The organism is Ascidiimonas aurantiaca, from assembly GCF_037646345.1.
GTDB lineage: Bacteria > Bacteroidota > Bacteroidia > Flavobacteriales > Flavobacteriaceae > Ascidiimonas > Ascidiimonas aurantiaca.
The window spans coordinates 1-23,614 of the sequence record NZ_JBBEWR010000009.1; the positions used below are offsets into that span (position 1 = coordinate 1).

Here is a 23,614-nt window from a genome sequence, read left to right on the forward strand (position 1 = left end):
AAACGGTCAACGATAAAGATATTTTTATGAATTTAGCATTGTCCTAAAAAGGGTAAGGCTTCAGACACATATTCCCGATTTTTTTATCAGGTTGAATTATTTTAGAGAATTTGTAAAAAAAAAGTTGAATTAAAATGGCATGCTAAACTGCTTATTTTGTGCGACTTAGAGTTATTTGCTCACTAATAATAGTAAGAAAATCTAACAATTTAGAACAGAAATTATTTTGGCGGTATCATTCTTATTTTTCAATTTTGGAAAAAGATACCAGCATGTTCGAGCAAATTAGTATCAGGAGAAACCGAAAATCCTTAAAAGAGTAGGAAAAATATAAAAAATCAGACATGGAGTCTTTAAGTAACTTAAGAAAAAAAGAAATAAAAAGAGAAGTCGCCAGTGTTTATAACATTAATGGCGGTGCACGTTCCCATAGTGTAACGCAAGATGCTGCCGGCTGCACGGTAACAACTAGTGACATTTATCAAGATGCTAACTGTAATGGTGTTTGGGATGTTGATGAAAGTGGAAGCAGTTGTACAGAAATAAGCTGTTGATAATAACTTAAATTCAATTTTATGAAAAGTTTAAAATCATTTAGAGATAATATTATCATTAAAAAGGCAAATAAAATTAATTCAGTACTTGGGGGTGGTTGGGTTACATCCTATTGGGCAGAATCATCAGGTGGCTGCATAACACATGTTCATGATGCATTTGATGACTTGAATGGTGATGGGCAAAGACAAGCTAATGAGTCCGGATCTTTATGTACTGAAAGAGATTGCGGAAGCAGTGGAGGCTGTGTTTAAATTATGCAGTATGGCGGTGAGGTGTTTGTCGAATTCTTTTTTATGGGTCTTTTTTCTACAAATAATCTTAGTTTCTTGTGGTTCAAAGTATGATCTTAATGAGAGTACCCTACATCTTATAAGAAAAGAAATAAACGAGATGTATAATAAAGACCAGTCTATTCGAAAAGCACTGGCTGTTAATGACTCTCTTTTCGGGGTTTCCCCGGAAAGAGGGTTTATTGTAAATAAAAAGGAATTTTTGGGAAATCGTTACCAGGCTTATATTACCAGGCGAGATAGTTTAATTGCGCTCATGTTGGAAATTGATAAAAAAAATACAATTCGTCTTATTGAAATGACCTCTAAGTACGGGTTTCCCAGTAGAGAAAGACTCAATGAAAAAAAGGCAAAAGCATATTTCATTTTTGTACACTCCGCAGAAGAATATCATGAGAAGATTAGAGTTTTACTCAATGCAGAATATCACAATAAACGGATCTCAGAGTATGAATATGCATATATACAATGGCATCTGGAAGGAAGAAGATCAATGCCTCCTATGATGGACAAAAATGGAAAAGTGGTTTATTAAAATAGTACAATTGCCCCTGCTTACTAATGCTAAAAACAAATTCTTAATTAAATACTTAAAACTTTTATGGTAAAGGCTTTCATTTTAATACTTTCCTTAAGTGCATTTTTGAGTTGTACCTCCAAACCAATAACATATGAAACATTGGATAGTAAGATATCTCTATTGGATAAAGTTAAGTTAAAAGAATTTTTATGTGAAATGATGGATGGCGATCAAAAATATCGAGGTATGATCAGGAATCTCAATAGTGCTGACCTAAATTATGAGGTAATAAGGGATTCCCTCTGGTCTTTACAGGAAGAAATTGATGATCAGAATACGCGCAAACTTATTGCTTTTACCAAAGAGTACGGATTTCCATATCCAACCAGAACGGGAATTCCTGAACCCGTTTGGTTAATATTTCATCATGCCACTGAAAAATACCATCAGGATATAAAACCATTACTTCAAAAAGAGCTGGAAGCACAAAGAATTGGTAAAGCAGAGTATTCCCTGATTCTATGGAATGTAAATGGCCGAACCGGGCAGCCATTTAGTTTTAACTAATTTTCAAAACAATGATTCTGGTAATAGGTGAATCCAATGATGTGACGTGTAACATTGTTTCCGAATATCTTTATTATTTAGGGGCTAACTTTAAGAGGGTTAATGGAGAAGACTTCACTATTCTGGAAGCCTTTCATTTGGGAAATCAGAAAAAGACACAGTTAACGATAGGTAATGAGCATATACTTCAGGATATCTGTATTGTTTGGCATAGAAGAGGTACCCCCAGGCTTATGCCTTTAGAGCTTAGAAACTCTGCTTACAATGTATATGGATATCTTAAAAAAGAAGAGGAAAGTATTCTTAAAAGTCTGGAGGAGAGATTTAAGGCAGAAGCAAAATACATTGGCTCATATTTTGATGAAATTGAAAATTACAAAATCCAATATCTGGAAATTGCTATGAAAGCGGGCCTTCAAATACCGGAAACCTTAATTACCTCATCGAAGAAAACATTAAAAAAATTTTTAGAACAGGAGGTTCATGTAATCTGCAAAGATATCAGATACCCTATTCATCTATATGAAGGTAAAAAAGTATGGTCGTCTGGAGGAACTTTTAAATTTACTACACAAATCCTTGATGAAATGCAGGATCATTTTTTTCCTTCACTATTTCAAAAAATGATTTTTAAAGAATATGAGATAAGAATATTTTTCTTTTTGGACGAGTTGTTTTCCATGGCCATCTTTTCACAGGCAGATGAAAAAACGAGAATTGATTATAGAAATTACAATGTAAAAAAGCCTAATAGGAATGTACCTTTTCAACTTCCGGCAGAAATGGACAGAAAAATAAGAAACTTTATTAGAATATCGAAGCTTACATCAGGGTCTATTGATCTCATAGTGAGTCCTGAGCAGGAATACTATTTTCTGGAAGTGAATCCCCAGGGACAATTGGACTGGTTATCAAAAAACTGCAATTATTACATTGAAGAAAAAATCGCTAACTATTTAAATGACTATGAAGTCAATAACAGAACTTAAAGGAAAGTTACCCGTCACCTTTCAAAATGCAGAAGTCAAAGCTTCAGGCACAAGTAAACCAGTTACTGCATATGCAGCGATACACCATGTTCAATCACAAAGGGTATTTGTAGAAAACTTTTATAAACCTATTTCCAAAATCATACCTATTAGAGAATTTGATAATGAAGGGTAGATGTTTTAAACTCATGGCAAACTGTATACCCGTTAAGGGAGCCGTGAGAAGCGTTATTTGCGATTTACAACGGAACGACCTTGAATTCATTCCCAATGACCTTTATGATATTCTCCTTAGGTATAACGGGAAAAGTATTCAATATATTAAGAAGGTATACGAAAATAAGTATGACGATATTATCGATGAATATTTTGATTTTTTACTGGAAAAAGAGTTTATTTTTTTTACCGACACCCCTGCTTTATTCCCCGGGCTATCCAGAAGATGGTCAGAACCAACGCGTATTACCAATGCTATAATAGATATTGGACACGAAAAAAAGTATGATGTTTTTCCCGTACTTTCTCAGCTTTCTGATTTACAGTGTAAACATTTGGAGTTACGTTTTTTTAGACTGGTAAAGCGCAGCGAAATTGAAACTATTGTTACGTATTTAGACCGTGTTGAATCTTCAATTCTATCAATAGAAGCGGTATTACCATTTTCACTTGAATTTCAGGAATCAGAAAGTGCAAGGTTATTTTCCGTTTACCCAAGATTGACTTCACTCAGACAGTATAATGCCAAAAGTTCGCGATTTTGTCCTCCTTTATTTGACAAAAGAGGATATATTGTTTTTACAGAAGAAGAAGTTATAGACGAAAGAGGTTGCGGAATGATAGATTCTTCATTTTTTGCTATCAATCTAAAGCTCTTTACTGAATCTCTCCAATTCAATTCATGTCTTAATCGAAAAATATCTGTTGATAAAGAAGGTTATATTAAAAATTGTCCTTCCTTCACGAATAATTACGGACATATAAGTGATATTAACTTAGAAGATGTCATAGAAAACAAAGACTTTAGAAAGGTGTGGAATATTGATAAAGATCAAATCCATGTATGTAAAGATTGCGAATTCAGGCATATATGTACCGATTGCAGAGCCTATCTGGAAGACCCTGTTGATATGTATTCAAAACCCTTAAAATGCGGGTACAACCCTTATACTGCTGAGTGGGAAGAATGGAGCACCCACCCTCTAAAGGAAAAGGCTATTAAGTATTATGGACTTAAGGATGAGCTTTTATAATTGTATTTGGTTGATACCAACACTCGTTTCTTTATTCTTAAAAAACTGTAATCGGGGCATAAGCAATTAGCCTGGTAAATAAAAAAAGCCGGGATATATATCTCGGCTTTTATTGTACTCGGGATGGGACTTGAACCCATACGGACATTACTGCCCACTGGATTTTAAGTCCAGCGTGTCTACCAATTCCACCACCCGAGCCCATCAGATGGTCTAAAATAAAAATCGCTGATAAGGTCAGCGATCTCTGGAGCGAAAAACGGGATTCGAACCCGCGACCTCAACCTTGGCAAGGTTGCGCTCTACCAACTGAGCTATTTTCGCATAGTGTGTAAAGAACGTGCAATGCTTTAACGCGGATGCAAATTTAATATAATTCTATAAAAAGCAAAGCATTTTTTTTGAAAAAGGAGTGCAAAAAAGTAATTGACTAATTTATAAGGAACCTTTTCGGGTCTTTTTTAGCATTCTTTTTATTTCATTAAGTTTCATAAGGGCTTCTACCGGGGTTAAGGTATCTATATCTGTTTGCATGATCTCGTCCCGTATCTCCTCCAATAACGGGTCATCCAGATTAAAGAAGCTCAGTTGCATATCATCCGGAACAGTTCGCAGGGTATCTGTAAGTTCTTCTCCCGAATGTGACCTTTCCAGTTTTTTCAGGATCTTATTGGCACGGCTTAGTACCTGTTGTGGCATACCTGCCATACGGGCTACGTGAATACCAAAACTGTGATGGCTGCCACCGGGCACCAGTTTACGAATAAAAAGTACTTTATCTTCCAGTTCTTTTACCGAAACGTTGAAGTTTTTAATACGCCCAAAGGTTTCAGTCATTTCATTGAGTTCGTGATAATGGGTGGCAAAGAGCGTTTTGGGCCGGGCCGGATGTTCGTGTAAATATTCGGAGATGGCCCAGGCAATAGAAATACCGTCATAGGTACTGGTACCGCGACCGATCTCATCCAGCAGTACCAGACTGCGTTCAGAAATATTATTCAGAATAGAAGCCGTTTCGTTCATCTCTACCATAAAAGTAGATTCTCCCATAGAAATATTATCACTGGCCCCTACACGTGTAAAGATCTTGTCAATAACCCCAATGGTTGCCTGTTCTGCCGGTATAAAACTACCCATTTGAGCAAGAAGTACAATTAGAGCCGTTTGCCGGAGTATAGCCGATTTACCACTCATATTGGGCCCGGTGATCATGATAATTTGCTGTTTCTCACGATCCAGATATACATCATTGGCTATATACATCTCGCCGGGAGGCAGTTGCTTCTCAATTACCGGGTGACGCCCGTTGCGTATATCCAGTTCAAATGAAGAATTCATCTCGGGTTGTACATAGCGGTTTTCAGAAGCCAGTTTGGCAAAGCCCGAAAGGCAGTCTAGCTGTGCTATCAACAAAGCGTTTTCCTGTACCGGAACGATAAAATCCCGAAGGTTTGTTACCAGTTCTGAAAAATATTGCTGTTCGAGCTGTTGTATTTTTTCTTCGGCTCCCAGTATCTTGGTCTCATATTCTTTGAGCTCTTCTGTAATATACCTTTCGGCACTTACCAAAGTCTGCTTGCGTATCCATTCTCCGGGCACTTTATCTTTATGGGTATTGCGTACTTCAATATAGTACCCGAAAACGTTGTTGAATGCAATTTTAAGAGAAGTGATCCCGGTACGTTGCGTTTCACGTTCCAGCATAGCATCCAGATACGCTTTTCCGGAAGAAGAGAGATTGCGAAGTTCATCAAGCTCCTCAGAAAATCCCGGAGCAATTACATTACCTTTAGTAAGTTGTACAGGTGCCTCTTCCAAAAGAGTTTGTTTTATGCGATCGCGTAAAGCATCGCAAGGGTTGAGTTTTTTCCCTATAGTTTTCAGAACTGTCTGTTCAGAATTCATGGTGACACTCTTAATGGGGATAAGGGCTTCCAGCGAATTTTTAAGATGTATTACTTCCCGCGGATTGATCTTTCCGGTGGCTACTTTGCTAATAAGCCTTTCAAGGTCACTTATCTGCTTAATATGTTCACGAATACGCTCATTGAGCTCATCTTGAGCCAACAGCAACCCTACTACGTCATGTCTTTGAGCAATAGCCTCGGGATCTTTTAAAGGAAGGGCCAGCCAGCGCTTTAAAAGCCTTCCTCCCATAGGAGACAGGGTACGGTCTATAACCTCGAGCAGGGTAACGGCATTTTGAGCAGCAGAGTGGTATAATTCCAGGTTGCGAATAGTAAAACGATCCATCCATACATGTTGCTCTTCAGCAATTCGGCTTATAGTGGTAATATGGCCTAATTGGCTGTGCCGGGTTTCTGAGAGGTAGTGAAGGGCCGCCCCGGAGGCAATAATAGCTTCGTTAAGGTGGTCTATACCAAAACCTTTAAGTGAATTGGTCTGAAAATGTACGGTAAGTGTTTCATTGGCATAATCTTCTTTAAAAACCCAGTCATCCAGAAAGAAGATATGATGGTTTTTTCCAAATGTATCTAAAAAAAGGAGCTTGTTATTTTTAGAAACCAGTACCTCACTGGGAGAAAAATTCTGCAGTAGTTTATCAATATGTTCCGGGGGCCCCTGTGCTGTAAGAAATTCTCCGGTGGAAACATCGAGAAAAGCTATACCCAAAGCTTTTTTCCCAAAGTGAAGGGCACAAAGAAAATTATTTTGCCGGGAGTGTAAAATATCATCATTCAAAGCCACTCCGGGCGTAACCAGTTCAGTAACCCCTCTTTTTACAATGGTTTTAGTCAGTTTTGGGTCCTCGAGTTGGTCACAGATCGCCACCCGCTCTCCCGCCTTTACCAGTTTGGGAAGGTAGGTGTTCATAGAGTGGTGCGGAAAACCGGCCAGTTCTGTTCTATCGCCTCCGTTATTCCTGTGAGTGAGTACAATACCCAGTATGCGGGAAGCCTTTACTGCATCTTCTCCAAAGGTTTCATAAAAATCACCCACCCGAAACAACAACATGGCATCAGGATACTTTGCCTTGATCTGGTTGAACTGTTTCATTAAGGGTGTTTCTTTCTTGCTTTTGGCTGCCAATGTATTTTTATTAGGTTATTTTTGCAAAAAATATAATCAACTGCGAAGTTACTTTTTTTGGGCGAATCCTGCCCGAACCTACAGGTTTGTTTGTAAACAAAAACAGGAAGAAAAGGAAGTTTTTTTTCCTATGGTCTTAAAAAATAACAGATATGAGAAAATTGAGTAACCATGAACTCCAGCGTATGGAAGTGTCTGATTTTAAAGCAGCACCTAAAACTCCCGTTACGATAGTTCTGGATAATATACGCAGCCTTAACAATATTGGATCTGTATTTCGTACTGCAGATGCCTTTCGTATTGCGAAGATCTGGCTGTGTGGTATTACGGCTACACCCCCTCATAAAGACATACACAAAACAGCATTGGGCGCCACCGAAAGTGTGAACTGGGCCTACGCAGAAAATACCTTGGACCTTATTCAACGCCTTAAAGAAGAAAATAGGATTACTCTTGCAGTAGAACAGGCAGAGGGGGCTCAAATGCTACATACTTTTACTCCCGAGACTACAAAACACTACGTGTTAGTTTTTGGGAACGAAGTGAAAGGGGTCTCACAGGAAGTAGTCACCGCATGTCACGGAGTACTTGAAATACCTCAATTTGGTACAAAACACTCTCTAAATATTTCGGTAAGTGCAGGTATCGTTCTGTGGGATATGTTTAGTAAAATGCAATTACGATAACAGGCATTAAAAAAGGATCCTTTACAAAAGGATCCCTGGTGTTGATTTATTAAGTAAAGTTAGCTAGTTTTCTGTTTTTGAGTGAACTAAGTAAACAAACCTTTTTGATAAATGCAAAAAAAGTCTTAAAAAATATTTTTTCGTATAGTTTAATCGACAAAATCGTGTATTTTGTAAATTATTTCCTGATAATCAGTGCTGTTCTTTACAAAGTCTTTATCTGAAATATCCAGTATCAGTATTTTTTGATCTTTATGTGTTTTCATAAATTCAAAATATCCCTGATTAATTTCTTCCAGGTAGCTTGCAGGAATGTTTTTTTCATAATCCCGCCCTCTTTTTCTTATGTTTTCAAGTAACCTCTCAGTATTTTGATAGAGATAAACATACAGATCAGGTTTTACCGCCTCTTTATACATAAGATTAAAAAGTTTACGGTAGAGTTTAAACTCTTCTTCCTGCAACGTGACCCTTGCAAAGATGAGCGATTTAAAAATATCGTAATCACTTACCATAAAATGATAGAAAAGGTCGTGCTGTGAAGTATCTTCGGTAAATTGTTGATACCGGTCTGCCAGAAAAGACATTTCTAACGGAAACGCATATCGGTTTCGGTCTTCATAAAATTTAGGTAAAAACGGATTGTCTGCAAATCGCTCCAATATGAGCTTTCCATTAAAGTCATTGGCTATTTTGGTAGCCAGAGTGGTTTTTCCAGACCCAATGTTTCCTTCTATAGCAACAAAATTGAACCGGGAAAAATCATTTTTACGATTTATCTCAAAAGTATGATGTGTTTGCCGTAGCAGGCTTTTATCAGTACATTCATGAAGAAGGTCTATAACCGGTTTTTTTAAAGTAGGGTGTACTTTACCCGGAGCAATATCAGCCAGGGGCAACAGTACAAACCTTCTGTTTTGCAACTGCGGATGAGGTATTTTTAAAATGTCTTTTTCCAGAACCTGGTCATTGTAAAACAGTATGTCAATATCTAGGGTTCGGGCCTGGTAACCAGAGGTAGAAGAGCGCTCTCTGCCTTGTGATTTTTCAATTTCAATGCATTTCTGTAGTAATTCATCGGGAGACAGTTCTGTGTCCAAAGCTATACAGGCATTTAGAAATGGGTCACTTTTAAAGCCCCAGGACGGACTTTCATATACCCCTGAAGCGGCCTTTACCGTTCCTGCATTTTTATCAAGTGCCTGTAATGCCGATTTTAGATTTTGCCACCGGTCCCCAATATTACTGCCTAAAGAGATATATACCCTTCTTAAACTTTTCATAATAGAAAGGCAAAGTAAGTAAAACAAATTCACAAACAATTATCTTTGCTTGTTATTGTTAATAAGTTTTGACGCTATGAATTTTCTTAAAAATGTACTCTCTGCTACACTCGGGGTACTCATTGCAGCAGGTATTCTTTTTGTAGTATTCTTCATGTTTATTGCTCTCTTAAGTGCAGGGTCTGAAGAGACCGTAAAAGTAAAAAACAACTCAGTATTGACCGTCTCTTTTAAAGAGCCGTTAAAAGATTACGGGGGTAAATACCTTTTTGAGGAGTTGGATTATACTTTTGAGAACTACAATGGGTTAAATCATGCATTACAGGCCATTGCCCATGCAAAAAATGACGATAAAATAAAAGGAATAAACATTCATGCCGATTTTATGATCGCGGGGTTGGCACAGATAAAAGCGCTTAGAGAAGCACTTATTGATTTTAAAGAATCGGGTAAATTTGTGTATGCGTATGCTGATATTTACGGGCAAAAAGAATATTATCTCGCCTCGGTGGCAGATTCTGTATTTGTAAACCCTCATGGCGAATTGTTTTTTAGAGGGCTGGCCTCAGAAGTGTTATATTTTAAAGATATTCAGGAAAAATCAGGGATCTCTATGGAAGTAGTGCGTCACGGAAAATATAAAAGTGCCGTAGAGCCCTTTTTGTCAAATAAGATGAGCGATGCTAACCGTGAGCAGATTTCAGTTTTATTACATGCCTTGTGGAATGAAATGATAGACGATGTATCTCGCGATCGGGGAGTTGATAAACAAACCCTAAATCGTATTGCCGATGAATTGGGAGCACGTACTCCCGAATTGGCCGTACGATCGGGCCTCATAGACAGATCACTGTACCATGACGAGTATCTCAAAACCATTGCAAATGTACTAATGGCAGATGCTACCCAGGATGTAGAGTTCATTTCCTTAGAAGAATATTCGGAATATGCCCAAAGTAAAAATAAAGTAAAAAAACGCGCCAATAGAATAGCGGTTATCTATGCGCAGGGAGATATTCTCTATGGTGAAGGGAATGATGAGGCAATTGGTCAGGGTATTATTGCCAAATCACTTAAGGAAGCCAGGGAAGACAGCAAGGTCAAAGCCATTGTTTTACGTATTGATTCTCCCGGGGGTAGTGCGCTGGCCTCAGATATTATATGGCGTGAAGTAGAAGTTACCAAAAAAGAAAAGCCCGTAGTAGTTTCTATGGGAAATGTGGCTGCTTCCGGCGGGTATTATCTGGGAGTGGGAGCCGAAAAAATATTTGCAGAACCTACTACCATAACCGGCTCTATAGGAGTGTTTAGTGTTTTACCCAATATAAAAGGACTTGCAGATAAGATAGGTATTAATGCAGAGCAGGTAACCACCCATGAACAATCTTTGGGGTATTCGGTTTTTGAACCTATGTCTGAAGCGTATTACACAGAAGCAAAAGAAGGTATAGAAACCATATACGACACATTTTTGCAACGTGTTGCCGAAGGACGTAATTTAACCGTTGCCCAGGTAGATAGTATGGCTCAGGGGCGTGTCTGGAGTGGGGTAGAAGCGCTGGATCTTGGGTTGGTAGATGCATTGGGAGGGCTGGATGATGCAGTGAAATATGCCGCAGAAATAGCCCAAGTAGAGGAATATGGACTTGTAAGCTATCCTGTGTATAAAACCAGTTTCGAAGAAATGTTTGAAAACTTATTCGGGATACCAGGTATTATGAGCAAAGAACGTATCTTAAAAGAAGAAATAGGAGCAGAAGCATATAACCTTCTCCGGAGAATTAAAAACCTGGCAGGGCAAAGTGGGGTACAGGCACGGTTGCCGTACGAACTCAAAATACAATAAGTATGTCTGAAAAAGACCGGAAAATAGCATTCAGGATCTATCTTTTCCTGGGTTCTTTGTTTATTACCTCATTAGTAGTTTCCAATCTTATTTTCCAAAAGTTTTTTTACTGGCATCCTTTTGGAAACATAGAGATTTTTGGAGCCCCACTGTTTGAGATATCTGTTGGGATATTACCCTATCCTATTACCTTTCTTATTACAGATCTCATTTCAGAGATCTACGGTAAGAAAATGGCAAATCAGGTAGTTACTGCCGGTATCTTTGCTTCTTTTTTCTCTATGGGAATTATTTTACTGGCCAATATAGTACCTGCCATACCTACATCTCCCGTAGGCGATGAAATGTTTTCCTCGGTCTTTGCATTGTCACCCATTGCCGTTTTAGCTTCTATGCTGGCATATCTGTTTGCCCAATATATAGATATTACCATCTATCATTTCTGGAAACGGCTTACCGGCGGTAAATATTTGTGGTTACGTAATAATTTTTCTACATTCAGTTCACAATTCATTGATACTTTTACCGTAGTATTGCTATTGTGCGTTTTTGAAGTGTTGCCCTGGCATATGTTTTACGGATTGCTCGTTAGCGGTTTTGTATTTAAAGTTATGGTAGCCGCTCTGGATACCCCGTTGCTCTACCTTTTTGTATATGTTCTTAGAAAGCGCTTTAAATTGGCATTAGGGGAAGAAATACCCCTTCAAAAAATAATTTAAATATTTATATAAACTATAGCCCTAATTAAATCGGTATATCGTGAAAAAGTTTAAAAAGATACTTAAAGTTTTAGTTATTGTTTTTTCCCTTCTTATTGTAATTCTTATAGCGGCTCCTATGCTATTTGAAGATAAAATAGTAGGGCTTATAAAAAGCAATATCAATAAAAATCTTAATGCGACCCTGGCTATCGAGGATTCTGATATTAGTTTGCTTCGAAATTTCCCGAAAGCTACTGTGGCACTAAAAAATATCTCACTGGTTAACCATGCCCCCTTTGAAGGAGATACTTTGTTTGCCGCAGGCACGTTAAAACTTCAGCTTTCCGTAAAGGAGTTGTTTAAAGGAGCAGGAACCCCCTTAAATATTCACAGTTTTTCACTGGATGAAGCACAGCTTACCATTCTGGAAGATGCCGAAGGAAACACCAACTATGACATTGCCAAACCCAAGAGCATAGAAGAGGGGAGTAAAAACAAAGAAGCGAGTGATTTTACCCTTTCCCTTAAAGAATATTCAATTTCAAATGCAAGAGTGCGGTATTACACCCGGGAGAGTGGCATAGATATGGTAATTGAAGATATGAACCATTCAGGAAAAGGGGATCTCTCTCTTACTAATTCAAAGCTGGAAACCCGTACGGAGGCAGTGGTATCGTTTGAGATGGATAGTATTAATTACTTGAACAGACATCCTGTTAAACTCAATGCACTTCTGGGAATTGATCTTTCTCAAAACAAATATTCTTTTCTGGAAAACGAGGCCTTTGTTCATAAATTACCGCTTGTTTTTGACGGATTTGTAAAAGTTAATGAAAACAATCAGGAAGTAGCTATTACTTTTGAAACCCCATCTTCCGATTTCCGTAATTTCCTCGCAGTGATCCCGGAAACCTACGTAAAAAACCTGGAAACCATAGAAACCCGGGGAAATTTTACCGTAAAAGGAGAAATCAATGGCTTGGTAGATGAAAACAGTATTCCTCAGTTTGACATTTCTCTAATATCTGAAGATGCTATGTTTAAATACCCCGACCTGCCCAAAGCAGTAAACGATATCAAGATGCGCACCAGAGTAGTTAATAAAACGGGGAATACCGATGACACTTACATAGATATAGAGGCACTTTCCTTTCGTATAGATAAAGACGTATTTAATGCAAAAGCCCGCCTTGAGCACCTCACTACCAATCCGTATGTTCAGGCAGACATAAACGGGCGACTTGATCTTGCCAATGTAAGCAAAGCATACCCTATATCTTTGACTATCCCCCTTAAAGGCATCCTGGAAGCAGACGTTACTACAGCATTTGATATGGAAGCAGTTAAAACTAAAAATTTTGCCCGTACCCGTAGTAAAGGCCAAATATCCTTAATGGGGTTTGAGTACCAGTCTGATGAAATGGAAAACCCTTTGCTCATAAAAAACACCGCCCTTACTTTTAACCCGACAACGGTAACCCTGGAAGAACTGGATGCCACCACAGGTACTTCAGATATTCAGGCCAGTGGAACCATAAACAATCTTATCGGTTTTATGGTAAATAAAGAAAATCTGGAAGGTGTATTTACCCTTCGTTCCGGTTCTTTTACCGTAAGTGATTTTATGATGGAAGAAGAAAGAGAGGGTACCAAAGATGTTCAAAATAGCCAAAATGGTGAAGCTCTGAAGATTCCTTCTTTTCTGGACTGTACCATTACCGCACAGGCAGATCAGGTACATTATGATAACCTTACACTTAAAAATGTAAAAGGGACACTTGTGATTAAAGACGAGACCGCCTCCCTTAAAAACCTGAACTCTTCTCTTTTTGACGGGCAACTGGCCCTTAATGGCAGTGTTTCCACCAAACAGGAAACCCCTGTGTTTGATATGGCTCTCGGTATAAATGCCTTTAACATTAGTGAGTCTTTCAAAGCATTGGAGCTTTTTAAAGTACTTTCACCCTTGGCAGCTGCCATACAGGGAAAACTCAACTCGGCACTCTCTTTATCTGGTGCTCTTAATAGTGATCTCACTCCTAACCTTTCTACCATAAGTGGTGATGCCGTTGCAGAGTTACTGGCATCTTCCCTTAGTCCGGAATCTTCCAGTGCTCTAAATATCCTGGATAATAATCTCAGTTTTATAGATCTCAAAGAAGTGAATCTGGACAACCTTAAAACATCATTTACATTTGAGAACGGGCAGGTTACCATTAGCCCTTTGCAATTAAAATATAAAGACGTGGCTATAGAGGTTTCCGGCGGGCACGGTTTTGACAGATCACTCAACTATCAGGCTACCTTTAATGTACCTGCCAAATACCTGGGAAAAGAAGTATCTTCATTACTGGCGGGCATAGAAGACAGGGAAGCGGATGAAATTACAGTACCGGTGCTCGCAAGTATAGGAGGAAGCATAACTGCTCCCGAAATACGTACAGACCTCAAACAGGCAGTTACCAATCTAACACAACAGCTGGCCGAAAGAAAAAAGAAACAACTGGTAAATAAAGGTAAAGATGCCGTGAAAGATGCGCTGGGCGGACTTTTAGGTAAAGATCAGAAGAAAGACACAACCCAAACCGATTCTGTAAAGAAGCCTGACCCGCTTAAAAAAGCGGCCGGCGGACTTTTTAATAAACTTCTTAAAAACACTAAAAAGGAAAAAGACACAACCTCAGTAAATAAACAATAAGGGGTAATTCAGGTTTTTTTAGATTAATTACCAATGCCATGAAGTTGTAAAGTCTGGCCAATATTTATAACCATCTGGGGTAGGGAAATGACGCCTTATTTTTTGTGAAAAACAACAGCCTTATATACGCAAAAACAAGTGCTCTGTACATATATGGCCAGGGAAGTCATTATCCGAAAGAAAAAACCGAAACCATATCATATTCTATGAATACTATAGTAAGAGCGGTGCTTTTGGTAATTGCTATTTTTCAATTATTGAATTAAAAAATCAGAAAACAGAACTCTTTAATTTCTTGATCACATGAGGAAATTACTTTCACTGTTTACCAATTAACCGTAAACCTTTTCTTTGCCCATAAGATCTGATTTTTCACAAAATGAGGTTTAACAATCTTCTTCTATTAGAATTATTCAGATATAGCTTACTCTCCATACAAAAAAATATGATTTTACTTAAAAGCATGAAGGTTGATTATTAATATTTTATAAGAAAATTAATATTAAATGATTTTTTCTTATAATTTTATAAAAAAATAACAACCTGAAAACCAATGAATTTTTTAATTATTGACCAAAACCTTTTGGTTATCGAGGGGTATAAAAATTTTTTGAATAATTCTTTCTCTTCTTCAGTTTCCAGTCTAACTATAATTAAATCTTACGAGCATATGAGAAACCATATATCAAATGATTTTTTGGGCTTCGAGAAGTATGATCTCATACTCTTAAGTATGAGTTCTGTGTTTACCTCATCTGATAGTATCCTAAAAGGAGAAGATGTGGGAGTGCTCTTAAAAAATAAAGTACCCAACGCCAGACTTATTATATTCTCATCATGTAGTGACGCTATTAGTATGTATGATATGATAAAAAAAGTAGTCCCAGATGGTTTTCTAACTACGTTTAATCTCAGTTTTGAAGAGTTTGAAACAGCATGTAACAATGTTATTAACGGTATCCGCTATGTAAGCCCTTTAATTTCAAAAAAAATTAAACAGCTTTCGGGTATAGAGGTTTTATTAAAAAAACATAACCGAATCATTTTGCAATGTCTGGCCAGAGGTGTTAAAACAAAAGATATTCCGAAACATCTTCCTCTTTCATTAAGTGCTATAGAAAAACGTAAAGCAAAGCTAAAAACAGTGCTTTGCAATAAGAGCACTAGTGATATGGACCTGTTGAGTGAAGCCAAAAGAAGAGGACTTATCTAAAATTATATATACATCTGTAATTTCTTACCATTTGAACTTTAACATATTGTGTGGAAAAAACGTACATAAACGAGAAATTTTATATGTAATTTGTGCTAAGAATTATATGAAAAAAAGCTAGAATTAAATGAAAATTGGAAACAGTTTTGCCAGAATTATAAAGGAGATGGTTTATCTCTTTCTTATTCTTTTCCTTTCTTATACATCATTTTTTAAAATGATGAATATGTCTTCCTTTCAAACCAATATTTTCAAAACCGGGGTTTTTAGTGAACACATCATAGAACCTTTGTCTTATGCCGTTGTGATTTCTGAAATTATCTTAATCATAATTTTAATCTCTAAACGTGTTTTAGGACTGTATCTTTTCAGTGCAATGTTAATGGCTTTCACGATTTATATATCCTATTTAAACTACAATCAATTATACGAAGTGTGCGGATGCGGTGGAATACTTAACGGAATGCAATACAAGTACCATCTTTTAGTCAATCTGGGCTTAATAGCGGGAGCACTTTTTGTTTTAATGCAATATAAGAAAGGGGTTTATGAAAAATAAGTTTTTAACCATAGTATTAACCGTTATCGGGGTGTTTATATTAATGATAGTGTATCTCAACTTTACCACTTCACCAAATATTAAGATTTATAGTTTTGAAAGGAATTTTAAAGATGCCAAAGAGATACTGACGTATGCAGATAAACTTGAAAATCCTTCCAGATCACAGTATGTTTTAGGGATAACTTCAGACGAGAACATGGTAGTTTGTTACGATTATGAAGAAACCGAGCAAAAAGACTCTTTAAACTATTCATTTTACTACTATGACACCTACTTTAATAATTTAGGTACCTATAAGGCAGTAGTTCCAAAAAATGTGAATGTTCTTTATACCGATACTCAAAAATTACTATTTGTTTTTTCATTTAAACTATATCGATACTTTTTTGAAACCGGTGAAATAAAGTTAATAGATCTCAAAGGCTTACAAATATCCTCTTTAATACCAACTAATACCCCAAATCAATATTTGTGTTTAGCTGAATATGACAAACGTAACGGTTTTGAAACAGGGTTTTATCTAATAGATGCCGCTACTAATGAGATAACCCCTGTAAAAGCACTGGAAAACAATGAAGAAAGTAAAATTACTGTGAATATGCTCAAATATTCAGGATATTTTAAAAAATCATCGGCGAACGATCTTATAGTATATTACTGCACCAAATACTCAAAAATATACTTTTTTAACAGTATAGGTACTTTTAAAAAAGAAATGGATACGGCAGACAGAACCCCTGCCCCTGTAGTAATTACATCTAAAGAAGGAATGAATTATTACAAACGGGGAAGTACCTGGAACAACAACCACGGGCTTCTTTTTGGAGACGGTGAAATAGGAGTTTTTTCGGCTCGAACCCAAGAGGCGAATGTGATCATTACCGATTTTTATTCATTAAGCGATTTCGAGTATAAACGCAGTTATCGCACAAATTACAAAGGATTCAGTTCTTATGATATATTGAGTACTTATGGAACTAAAGAGAGAATTGTTTTCCTTTTTGATACATACTTTGCATCTTTTGATTTCTCGAGATATATAAATGATGATCAATTAATTACTAACAAAAACCTTTAATTTTTAATTATGAAAAACTATCTAAAAGTAATGGTAGTGGCAGCAGGTATTACGCTGGCTACCTTCAGCTCGTTCGACGTTCAGGCTACAAATGGAAATCAGTATCAGGTAGCAAATCAAGATATTTCTACTGATTTAGACACAGATCAACAGCCTACAGAAGGATGTAGAAGAACTGGTGATTGCGGAACAACTCCGGGTGGTGTTAAGCTAAACGGTAGCTGGACCATAGATCCAGCAAGATAAAACATGTTTTGAAAACTCCTCTAATGTTTTAGAGGGGTTTTTGTTCATAAAAAAGCCTAATTCTTTAGGGTATATTGACATTATATCCTGGTGAATGAATCCTTCATGAAAAGTACTTCTCAATGAAGATTTCAAAGTCTCGAAGTACTAAACTCTCCTTATTTTTATAATGACTATCAGAAAATTAACTTCAGTATTCTTTTTATTGTTTAGTGGTATTATTTTTTCTCAAAACAACGTAACCGTTTTAGGAGTGGTTACCATAGATAAAGAACCCGCGGAAGGTGCCTTGATAGAATTAAAAACAAATAGAACAGTTAAGTATGCCCTTACCGGCCAAAAAGGTAATTATAAGTTTGATGAGATATTGATAAGTACCCAGGACACCATTGTGCTTACTGCTTCTTTTATGAGTTATGAACCTTCACAAAAAAGAATTACCATTTCAAAAGCCGTCGAAGAAGTAAATTTTCATCTCACTGAAAAAATCGTTCAAAACCTGGAAGAAGTAGTGGTAACAGGAGAAAAAAATGTAAGTACCAGTGCCTACAAAACTTCATTCAAAGTTAATTCAAAAGATTTTATAAAAAACTCCAGAGCGACCAATGTGCTGAATAGAATACCCTCGGTATCCATTCAGGATGATCAGATTTTTGTTGAAGGTACCCTCAAAGGATCGGTACTCATTGATGGTATTCAGTCAAACCTACAGTTTTTAAGAACAGTACAGGCAGATGATATTGACAGAGTAGAGGTTATTTCAAACCCGTCGGCCTCTTTTGGAGCTGATTTTACCGGTGCTATCGTTAACATTGTGTTGAAACAAAAAATAGAACATTTTCTTAAAGGAACTTTAGAAGGAGCTGCCGGAATTAGAAATGAGTATGTAAGTACGGCACCCACATTGTCATATAAAAGCAAAAATGTGATCGTTACGTCTATGTTCTGGAATTTGAGTAATGAACAACTCATTGACTATAAACTTGACAGACAGGATACAGATGGAGGGTTTTACAGACAACAAACCCTGTCAACTGCTGATGTAAATCAGGAATTCTTTGAAACCAATGCCAGTATTAAGATATCAGATAAGTCTAAGTTATTACTGTCATCAGGTCTTTCAAGCTACAGTTTTACCAATGCGGGTAGCGGGTTTTTTGAAAGCTCTGAAGGCGACAATGAGAACCTGGAAACATTTAGCAGGCAAAAGAATACCAGATGGGATATTGCATCTGCCTTTGTGCAAAAAATAGGAAGCAATGGTCGTCTTTTCATCAGAGGTAAGTATTTTAACTATGATGATATTAATAATTTTGATTTTGGAGATGGTTTATCGAATGATGTTGAATCTTCTACTAATGAGTTAACAGGTGTAATAAGTTATGAACACAGGAACTGGAAGTTATTCGGTAAATCAGCTTCGCTCAATACTGGGCTAAAAGTAATAGACAGGGATTTTAATTTTTTGGCTGCGGATTTTAGTGTCTCTCAACGTATTATCAATGGTTTTGTTGAGTTTGATGTCACCTGGTCAAAACGATTTTCATATAACATAGCCTTCTCTCTGGATGAAACCAGAAACCAAAACGAAACATTTAGAGATACCTATCTCTTTTTTTTACCTACGATCAATACAGTCTATCATTTCAATAAAAATGTGGACCTTAGGGCAGGATACTCCAGAAAAATAATAAGACCGGGTGCAGACGACCTGAACGAAAATGAGATTTTTATAAATCCGGGATTACTGGAAAGAGGTAACAGCGAACTGGACCCCCAGGTAAGAGATTATTACTTTGTAAGCATTAGCAAGTTTTTTAAGCGAAATTACTTTTCTTTAAGATTGTTTACTGCCTCTACTGACGGGCTGATCACTAATGCTTATGAAACTTCTGAGAATGGTGTACTGATCAAGTCGCTTGAAAATGCAGCGAGTTATCGTACTACCGGTTTTAATATTGCGGCACGTACCAGGCTGTTCAAGAAGATTTTTACCAACTTAAATGTAGGTCTTGCGTATCATGAATTCAACAATTCGCCGGGAGAGACCCTCACCGAACAAAATGATGGCTATACCTTTAATACCAATTTTTATTTTGGTTCAAATCTTTTTAAAAACAAACTCAATGTTTCCTTTACCGGATATTTCACGGGACCCGTATACTCTTTGATCTCAAGAGTTACTACCTTTCCGGGAATGAATATCAATCTAAGAACTAATTTGTTTAAAGATAATCTTGAAGTACGTTTTACTTATCAGGATCTGTTTGCCATTAACACAGAAAGAATAGAACGCAGTAATTTTGATGCGTTTAACCAGTTCATACTTACCAGTAATAAGACCACGAACTTTATTTTAACCTTAACATACTTTTTTGGAAAAGATTTTGACGACCGTTTTGATAACTATAAAATTGATAATAAAGATATAATTGTAGAGTAGTTAATTACATGCGAACTACGAAACTGATAAGCTTACGTAATATCCCTCGTTTCCTCTAACATTAAAAACGGTATCATCTTCAAAAATAAGATATTGCCCCTTGATCCCTTTTAAGGTACCTTCATACTCCCGTGTTTTTTCCATATTCAGGCTTTTAGGTTTTACGGGATAACGCGATACCGGAAACTCCAAAGCCGTTTCCCGGGTGCTGCTAATAAAATATTCAGAGGCTTCTTCCGGAATAAAAGGTTTTAATTTTTCACGATATTCAAACAGATCTTTATCTTCTATCTGGTTGGTAAGCATTTTTCGCCAGTTTGTCTTATCAGCAATATGTGCTTTTAGCGCAACTTCAGTAATCCCTGCCAGATACCGATTGGGAACTTCGGCTATTTCAATGGCCTCATGAGCTCCCTGGTCTATCCATCGTGTAGGCACCTGACTTTTGCGTGTAACGCCTACTTTAATATCGCTGGAGTTGGCAAGGTACACAATATGGGGTTGTAGTTGCATTTTTTTCTCAAAGACCAGATCACGCTCTTCCTGGTCCAAATGCGCTTTGCTAAGCTCTGGTTTTAATACCCAGTCTGCTGCCTGAGGTGCTTCAAAAAAGCAATTTTTGCAAAACCCCTGTCGATAAATAGGGCGGTCTAGGTGGCAGTTCAGGCATTCGTACTTAATGAAAGAGATGTTAACCTTTTTGTCTAATGCCTGGTTCATATGAATAAAATCACCTTTCATATTTAGATAATACTGTATAGGTGTACCAAACTCAGTTCTCATTTTTGTCAAAACTCCTTCAAACATGCTAAAAGATTTGTTATTTTTAGTGCCTAAAGATAATGTAAATATGCCAATTCCTCTGTTCAATTCTATTGCATCATGGCTTCTTAAAAAGCGTATTCACCAAATGGAGCTGTTCATGAAATATCCGGCAGAAGTACAGACAGAATTGCTTCATCAATTACTCTCTACTTCTCAACACACTGAGTACGGTAAACAGCATGGATTTAGTACTATTAATAAGTATGAGCGGTTTCAGGATCTGGTACCGGTAAATAGATATGAGCAAATTGAACCCTTAATAGAGCGTACCCGTAAAGGCGAACAAAATGTTTTCTGGCCTACATCTATAAAGTGGTTTGCCAAAAGTAGTGGTACTACCAATGCCAAGAGCAAATTTATCCCCGTGAGTAGTGAAGCTCTGGAAGACTGCCATTTTAAAGCCGGAAAAGATATGCTGTCTTTATATTTCAATAACAATGAAGACTCCAGATTATTTACCGGGAAAAGTTTGCGTTTAGGAGGTAGTAAAGAACTTTATGAAGATAATGATACTTTTTTTGGTGATCTTTCAGCTATTATTATTGACAATCTTCCCTTTTGGGCCGAACTGAGTAGCACCCCCAGTAATCGTGTGTCACTTATGAGTGAGTGGGAATCAAAACTTGAGGCTATCATAAAAGAGAGTACCCGTGAAAATGTTACCAGTATGGCAGGTGTACCCTCATGGATGTTAGTGTTGCTAAACAAGGTACTGGAAGAAACCAAAAAGTCGCATCTTTTTGAAATATGGGAAAATCTGGAAGTGTATTTTCATGGGGGAGTGAGTTTTAACCCATATAAGGAGCAATATCGTAAGTTGCTGCCAGACCACTCTTTTAAATATTATGAGATTTATAACGCGTCAGAAGGTTTTTTTGCCATACAGGACAGTAATGATTCTGATGAGTTGCTGCTTATGTTAGATTACGGTATTTTTTATGAGTTTATTCCCATGGATACCTACGGAACTCCTCAGCAAAAAGTAATACCACTTTGGGAAGTAGAAAAGAATAAGAACTATGCTCTGGTAATTACTACGAATGCAGGATTATGGCGTTACATTATTGGTGACACGGTACGGTTTACCAGCATAAGCCCGTATCGTATTAAAGTAACCGGCCGTACAAAGCATCATATAAATGTTTTTGGTGAAGAACTTATTATTGAAAATGCAGAAGAAGCTTTGAAAAAGGCCTGCGAAAAAACAAATAGTGAGATTGTTGACTATACGGTAGCTCCTGTTTTTATGAATGGTAAAGAAAAAGGGTCTCATGAATGGCTCATTGAATTTAGAAAACATCCGGAAGATATAGGTTATTTTTCAGAGTTGCTTGATAATGCATTGAAAGCACTTAACTCTGATTATGAAGCCAAACGCTACAACAATATGACACTTAATAAACCCATGGTGCAAACAGCGAGAAAGAATTTATTTCACGACTGGTTAAAAACAAAAGATAAGCTGGGAGGGCAGCACAAAATCCCAAGATTGTCTAATCAGAGGGATTACCTTGAAGAATTAATTCGTATGAATTAAAAAAAGCGGGTGATAAATCCGCTTTTTTTGTTATGATACTGCTTTTAATTTTTTGAACCTGGCTTTGGAGAGTTTCTTTTCTGCATAGCTCCTGTTTACTTCCAGATTATTCTCTTCTGAACTTGGAAGCTCAAACATGGCATCGGTAAGGATGGCCTCGCAGAGAGAGCGAAGACCCCGTGCTCCCAGTTTATACTCAATAGCCTTTTCAACAATATAATCTAAGGCATCACCGGTGATCTTAAATTTTATATTATCCATTTCAAACAGCTTGGTGTACTGTTTGATGATGGCATTTTTTGGTTCTGTTAATATTGATCTCAGAGTTTTTGAATCCAGAGGGTCCATATGTGTAAGAACTGGCAGTCTTCCTATTATTTCGGGTATGAGTCCAAAATCTTTCAGGTCTTTTGGAGTAATATATTGCAACAGGTTAGACTGGTCTATGGCATCTTCACTTTTAGATGCGCTATAACCTACGGCCTGCATATTAAGTCTTCTGGTGATAATTTTTTCAATACCGTCAAAAGCACCACCTGCTATGAAAAGAATATTTTCGGTATTTACTTCAATAAATTTTTGATCGGGATGTTTTCGCCCTCCTTTAGGAGGAACGTTAACTACAGTACCTTCCAGTAACTTTAACAGTGCCTGTTGTACCCCTTCACCGGAAACGTCACGCGTAATGGAGGGGTTATCACTTTTCCTTGCAATTTTATCGATCTCATCAATAAAAACAATACCTCTTTCTGCTTTTTCCAGGTTATAATCGGCAGCCTGTAAAAGACGGGTTAAAATACTTTCAACGTCTTCTCCCACATAACCGGCTTCTGTGAGTACGGTAGCATCTACAATAGCAAGAGGAACATTAAGCATACGGGCAATGGTTTTGGCCATTAAGGTTTTTCCGGTACCGGTTTGCCCTACCATAATAATGTTACTCTTTTGAATTTCTGTATCGTCACCGCCCGGTTGTAAAAGTCGTTTGTAGTGATTATAAACGGCTACAGACATTACTTTTTTGGTAGCAGACTGGCCTATTATAAATTGATCAAGAAAAGTCTTGATCTCACGGGGTTTTTTTAGGATTAACTCCTGGGAAAGCTCATTGGTACGAGATTGCCTGGACTCTTCCAGAACAATACCATGTGCCTGCTCAATACAACGGTCGCAAATATGAGCATCCAGTCCTGCAATAAGCAGGTTGGTTTCGGGCTTCTTTCTACCACAAAACGAACATTCCAGTTCTTCTTTTGCCATTTTATTTTGTG

The 23,614-nt window shown here is 37.2% G+C and carries 21 protein-coding genes and 2 tRNA genes; 17 read left to right on the top strand and 6 right to left on the bottom strand.

What is annotated here, in order from left to right; genetic code table 11:
• Positions 1 to 344: 344 nt before the first annotated feature.
• From WAO84_RS09910 to gwsS, 7 genes are all read left to right on the top strand, one after another.
• Positions 345 to 554: a hypothetical protein gene (locus WAO84_RS09910; protein WP_340065464.1), complete on the top strand. Its 210-nt coding sequence runs from the start codon at positions 345 to 347 to the stop codon at positions 552 to 554.
• A 21-nt stretch (positions 555 to 575) separates the two neighbouring features.
• Positions 576 to 809 (top strand): hypothetical protein, encoded by a 234-nt coding sequence (locus WAO84_RS09915; protein WP_340065465.1) that lies wholly within the window; start codon positions 576 to 578, stop codon positions 807 to 809.
• 139 nt (positions 810 to 948) lie between these two features.
• Positions 949 to 1,383: a hypothetical protein gene (locus WAO84_RS09920; protein WP_340065466.1), complete on the top strand. Its 435-nt coding sequence runs from the start codon at positions 949 to 951 to the stop codon at positions 1,381 to 1,383.
• Between the two features lie 165 nt (positions 1,384 to 1,548).
• On the top strand, positions 1,549 to 1,935 hold the full coding sequence (locus WAO84_RS09925) for a hypothetical protein (RefSeq protein WP_340065467.1): 387 nt from the start codon (positions 1,549 to 1,551) through the stop codon (positions 1,933 to 1,935).
• An 11-nt stretch (positions 1,936 to 1,946) separates the two neighbouring features.
• A complete protein-coding gene (locus WAO84_RS09930; protein ID WP_340065469.1) occupies positions 1,947 to 2,924 on the top strand; it encodes an ATP-grasp domain-containing protein in 978 nt (325 codons plus the stop codon).
• Positions 2,902 to 3,099, top strand: coding sequence for a hypothetical protein (locus WAO84_RS09935; RefSeq protein ID WP_340065470.1), 198 nt, complete (start codon positions 2,902 to 2,904; stop codon positions 3,097 to 3,099). Before WAO84_RS09930 ends, WAO84_RS09935 begins: the two co-directional genes overlap by 23 nt.
• Before the next feature lie 13 nt (positions 3,100 to 3,112).
• Entirely contained in the window at positions 3,113 to 4,174 is a 1,062-nt protein-coding gene (gene gwsS / locus WAO84_RS09940) for a grasp-with-spasm system SPASM domain peptide maturase (RefSeq protein WP_340065471.1), read from the top strand.
• A gap of 115 nt (positions 4,175 to 4,289) precedes the next feature.
• Here the strand turns inward: gwsS and WAO84_RS09945 are convergent.
• The 3 genes from WAO84_RS09945 to mutS form a co-directional block, all read right to left on the bottom strand.
• Positions 4,290 to 4,375, bottom strand: a tRNA-Leu gene (locus tag WAO84_RS09945).
• A gap of 47 nt (positions 4,376 to 4,422) precedes the next feature.
• Positions 4,423 to 4,498 (bottom strand) — tRNA-Gly (locus tag WAO84_RS09950).
• A gap of 111 nt (positions 4,499 to 4,609) precedes the next feature.
• Entirely contained in the window at positions 4,610 to 7,192 is a 2,583-nt protein-coding gene (gene mutS / locus WAO84_RS09955; protein ID WP_340065472.1) for a DNA mismatch repair protein MutS, read from the bottom strand.
• Positions 7,193 to 7,377: 185 nt separating this feature from the next.
• Here mutS and WAO84_RS09960 point away from each other — a divergent pair, with 185 nt between their 5' ends.
• Positions 7,378 to 7,911 carry an RNA methyltransferase gene (locus WAO84_RS09960; protein WP_340065473.1) on the top strand — a complete coding sequence of 178 codons (534 nt, stop codon included), beginning with the start codon at positions 7,378 to 7,380 and terminating at the stop codon, positions 7,909 to 7,911.
• 149 nt (positions 7,912 to 8,060) lie between these two features.
• On the opposite strand, the gene folK is transcribed toward WAO84_RS09960, so the two are convergent.
• Positions 8,061 to 9,194: a 2-amino-4-hydroxy-6-hydroxymethyldihydropteridine diphosphokinase gene (gene folK, locus WAO84_RS09965; RefSeq protein ID WP_340065474.1), complete on the bottom strand. Its 1,134-nt coding sequence runs from the start codon at positions 9,192 to 9,194 to the stop codon at positions 8,061 to 8,063.
• Positions 9,195 to 9,270: 76 nt separating this feature from the next.
• Here folK and sppA point away from each other — a divergent pair, with 76 nt between their 5' ends.
• The 8 genes from sppA (at position 9,271) to WAO84_RS10005 (ending at position 19,981) form a co-directional block, all read left to right on the top strand.
• Positions 9,271 to 11,040 carry a signal peptide peptidase SppA gene (sppA, locus tag WAO84_RS09970; protein WP_340065476.1) on the top strand — a complete coding sequence of 590 codons (1,770 nt, stop codon included), beginning with the start codon at positions 9,271 to 9,273 and terminating at the stop codon, positions 11,038 to 11,040.
• A gap of 2 nt (positions 11,041 to 11,042) precedes the next feature.
• Positions 11,043 to 11,759, top strand: a complete 717-nt coding sequence (locus WAO84_RS09975; protein WP_340065478.1) for a queuosine precursor transporter — start codon at positions 11,043 to 11,045, stop codon at positions 11,757 to 11,759.
• Positions 11,760 to 11,799: 40 nt separating this feature from the next.
• Complete coding sequence (locus WAO84_RS09980) at positions 11,800 to 14,439, top strand: AsmA family protein (protein ID WP_340065479.1); 2,640 nt, start codon at positions 11,800 to 11,802, stop codon at positions 14,437 to 14,439.
• A gap of 670 nt (positions 14,440 to 15,109) precedes the next feature.
• Positions 15,110 to 15,652 carry a hypothetical protein gene (locus WAO84_RS09985; RefSeq protein ID WP_340065480.1) on the top strand — a complete coding sequence of 181 codons (543 nt, stop codon included), beginning with the start codon at positions 15,110 to 15,112 and terminating at the stop codon, positions 15,650 to 15,652.
• Positions 15,653 to 15,779: 127 nt separating this feature from the next.
• A complete protein-coding gene (locus WAO84_RS09990) occupies positions 15,780 to 16,211 on the top strand; it encodes a MauE/DoxX family redox-associated membrane protein (protein WP_340065482.1) in 432 nt (143 codons plus the stop codon).
• Complete coding sequence (locus WAO84_RS09995; protein ID WP_340065483.1) at positions 16,201 to 17,292, top strand: hypothetical protein; 1,092 nt, start codon at positions 16,201 to 16,203, stop codon at positions 17,290 to 17,292. The genes WAO84_RS09990 and WAO84_RS09995 overlap by 11 nt, the downstream gene beginning before the upstream one ends.
• A gap of 9 nt (positions 17,293 to 17,301) precedes the next feature.
• Positions 17,302 to 17,538 (top strand): hypothetical protein, encoded by a 237-nt coding sequence (locus WAO84_RS10000; RefSeq protein WP_340065485.1) that lies wholly within the window; start codon positions 17,302 to 17,304, stop codon positions 17,536 to 17,538.
• Positions 17,539 to 17,707: 169 nt separating this feature from the next.
• Complete coding sequence (locus tag WAO84_RS10005) at positions 17,708 to 19,981, top strand: TonB-dependent receptor (protein ID WP_340065486.1); 2,274 nt, start codon at positions 17,708 to 17,710, stop codon at positions 19,979 to 19,981.
• 15 nt (positions 19,982 to 19,996) lie between these two features.
• On the opposite strand, the gene WAO84_RS10010 is transcribed toward WAO84_RS10005, so the two are convergent.
• Positions 19,997 to 20,788 carry a DUF2797 domain-containing protein gene (locus tag WAO84_RS10010; RefSeq protein WP_340065487.1) on the bottom strand — a complete coding sequence of 264 codons (792 nt, stop codon included), beginning with the start codon at positions 20,786 to 20,788 and terminating at the stop codon, positions 19,997 to 19,999.
• A 43-nt stretch (positions 20,789 to 20,831) separates the two neighbouring features.
• Here WAO84_RS10010 and WAO84_RS10015 point away from each other — a divergent pair, with 43 nt between their 5' ends.
• Complete coding sequence (locus WAO84_RS10015; RefSeq protein ID WP_340065754.1) at positions 20,832 to 22,343, top strand: GH3 auxin-responsive promoter family protein; 1,512 nt, start codon at positions 20,832 to 20,834, stop codon at positions 22,341 to 22,343.
• 30 nt (positions 22,344 to 22,373) lie between these two features.
• Here the strand turns inward: WAO84_RS10015 and clpX are convergent, their stop codons facing one another.
• Positions 22,374 to 23,603: an ATP-dependent Clp protease ATP-binding subunit ClpX gene (clpX, locus tag WAO84_RS10020; protein WP_340065488.1), complete on the bottom strand. Its 1,230-nt coding sequence runs from the start codon at positions 23,601 to 23,603 to the stop codon at positions 22,374 to 22,376.
• Positions 23,604 to 23,614 lie beyond the last annotated feature (11 nt).

What these genes read in the sequence shown, in the direction of transcription:
- WAO84_RS09995 (WP_340065483.1), top strand. Translation starts at nt 16,201, where the DNA reads ATGAAAAATAAGTTTTTAACCATAGTATTAACCGTTATCGGGGTGTTT.
- WAO84_RS10000 (WP_340065485.1), top strand. Translation starts at nt 17,302, where the DNA reads ATGAAAAACTATCTAAAAGTAATGGTAGTGGCAGCAGGTATTACGCTG.
- mutS (WP_340065472.1), bottom strand. Translation starts at nt 7,192, where the DNA reads ATGAAACAGTTCAACCAGATCAAGGCAAAGTATCCTGATGCCATGTTG.
- clpX (WP_340065488.1), bottom strand. Translation starts at nt 23,603, where the DNA reads ATGGCAAAAGAAGAACTGGAATGTTCGTTTTGTGGTAGAAAGAAGCCC.
- folK (WP_340065474.1), bottom strand. Translation starts at nt 9,194, where the DNA reads ATGAAAAGTTTAAGAAGGGTATATATCTCTTTAGGCAGTAATATTGGG.
- WAO84_RS10010 (WP_340065487.1), bottom strand. Translation starts at nt 20,788, where the DNA reads ATGTTTGAAGGAGTTTTGACAAAAATGAGAACTGAGTTTGGTACACCT.
- WAO84_RS09915 (WP_340065465.1), top strand. Translation starts at nt 576, where the DNA reads ATGAAAAGTTTAAAATCATTTAGAGATAATATTATCATTAAAAAGGCA.
- WAO84_RS09975 (WP_340065478.1), top strand. Translation starts at nt 11,043, where the DNA reads ATGTCTGAAAAAGACCGGAAAATAGCATTCAGGATCTATCTTTTCCTG.
- sppA (WP_340065476.1), top strand. Translation starts at nt 9,271, where the DNA reads ATGAATTTTCTTAAAAATGTACTCTCTGCTACACTCGGGGTACTCATT.
- gwsS (WP_340065471.1), top strand. Translation starts at nt 3,113, where the DNA reads ATGGCAAACTGTATACCCGTTAAGGGAGCCGTGAGAAGCGTTATTTGC.
- WAO84_RS09985 (WP_340065480.1), top strand. Translation starts at nt 15,110, where the DNA reads ATGAGAAACCATATATCAAATGATTTTTTGGGCTTCGAGAAGTATGAT.
- WAO84_RS09930 (WP_340065469.1), top strand. Translation starts at nt 1,947, where the DNA reads ATGATTCTGGTAATAGGTGAATCCAATGATGTGACGTGTAACATTGTT.
- WAO84_RS09920 (WP_340065466.1), top strand. Translation starts at nt 949, where the DNA reads ATGTATAATAAAGACCAGTCTATTCGAAAAGCACTGGCTGTTAATGAC.
- WAO84_RS09935 (WP_340065470.1), top strand. Translation starts at nt 2,902, where the DNA reads ATGAAGTCAATAACAGAACTTAAAGGAAAGTTACCCGTCACCTTTCAA.
- WAO84_RS09910 (WP_340065464.1), top strand. Translation starts at nt 345, where the DNA reads ATGGAGTCTTTAAGTAACTTAAGAAAAAAAGAAATAAAAAGAGAAGTC.
- WAO84_RS09990 (WP_340065482.1), top strand. Translation starts at nt 15,780, where the DNA reads ATGAAAATTGGAAACAGTTTTGCCAGAATTATAAAGGAGATGGTTTAT.
- WAO84_RS09960 (WP_340065473.1), top strand. Translation starts at nt 7,378, where the DNA reads ATGAGAAAATTGAGTAACCATGAACTCCAGCGTATGGAAGTGTCTGAT.
- WAO84_RS10015 (WP_340065754.1), top strand. Translation starts at nt 20,832, where the DNA reads ATGCCAATTCCTCTGTTCAATTCTATTGCATCATGGCTTCTTAAAAAG.
- WAO84_RS10005 (WP_340065486.1), top strand. Translation starts at nt 17,708, where the DNA reads ATGACTATCAGAAAATTAACTTCAGTATTCTTTTTATTGTTTAGTGGT.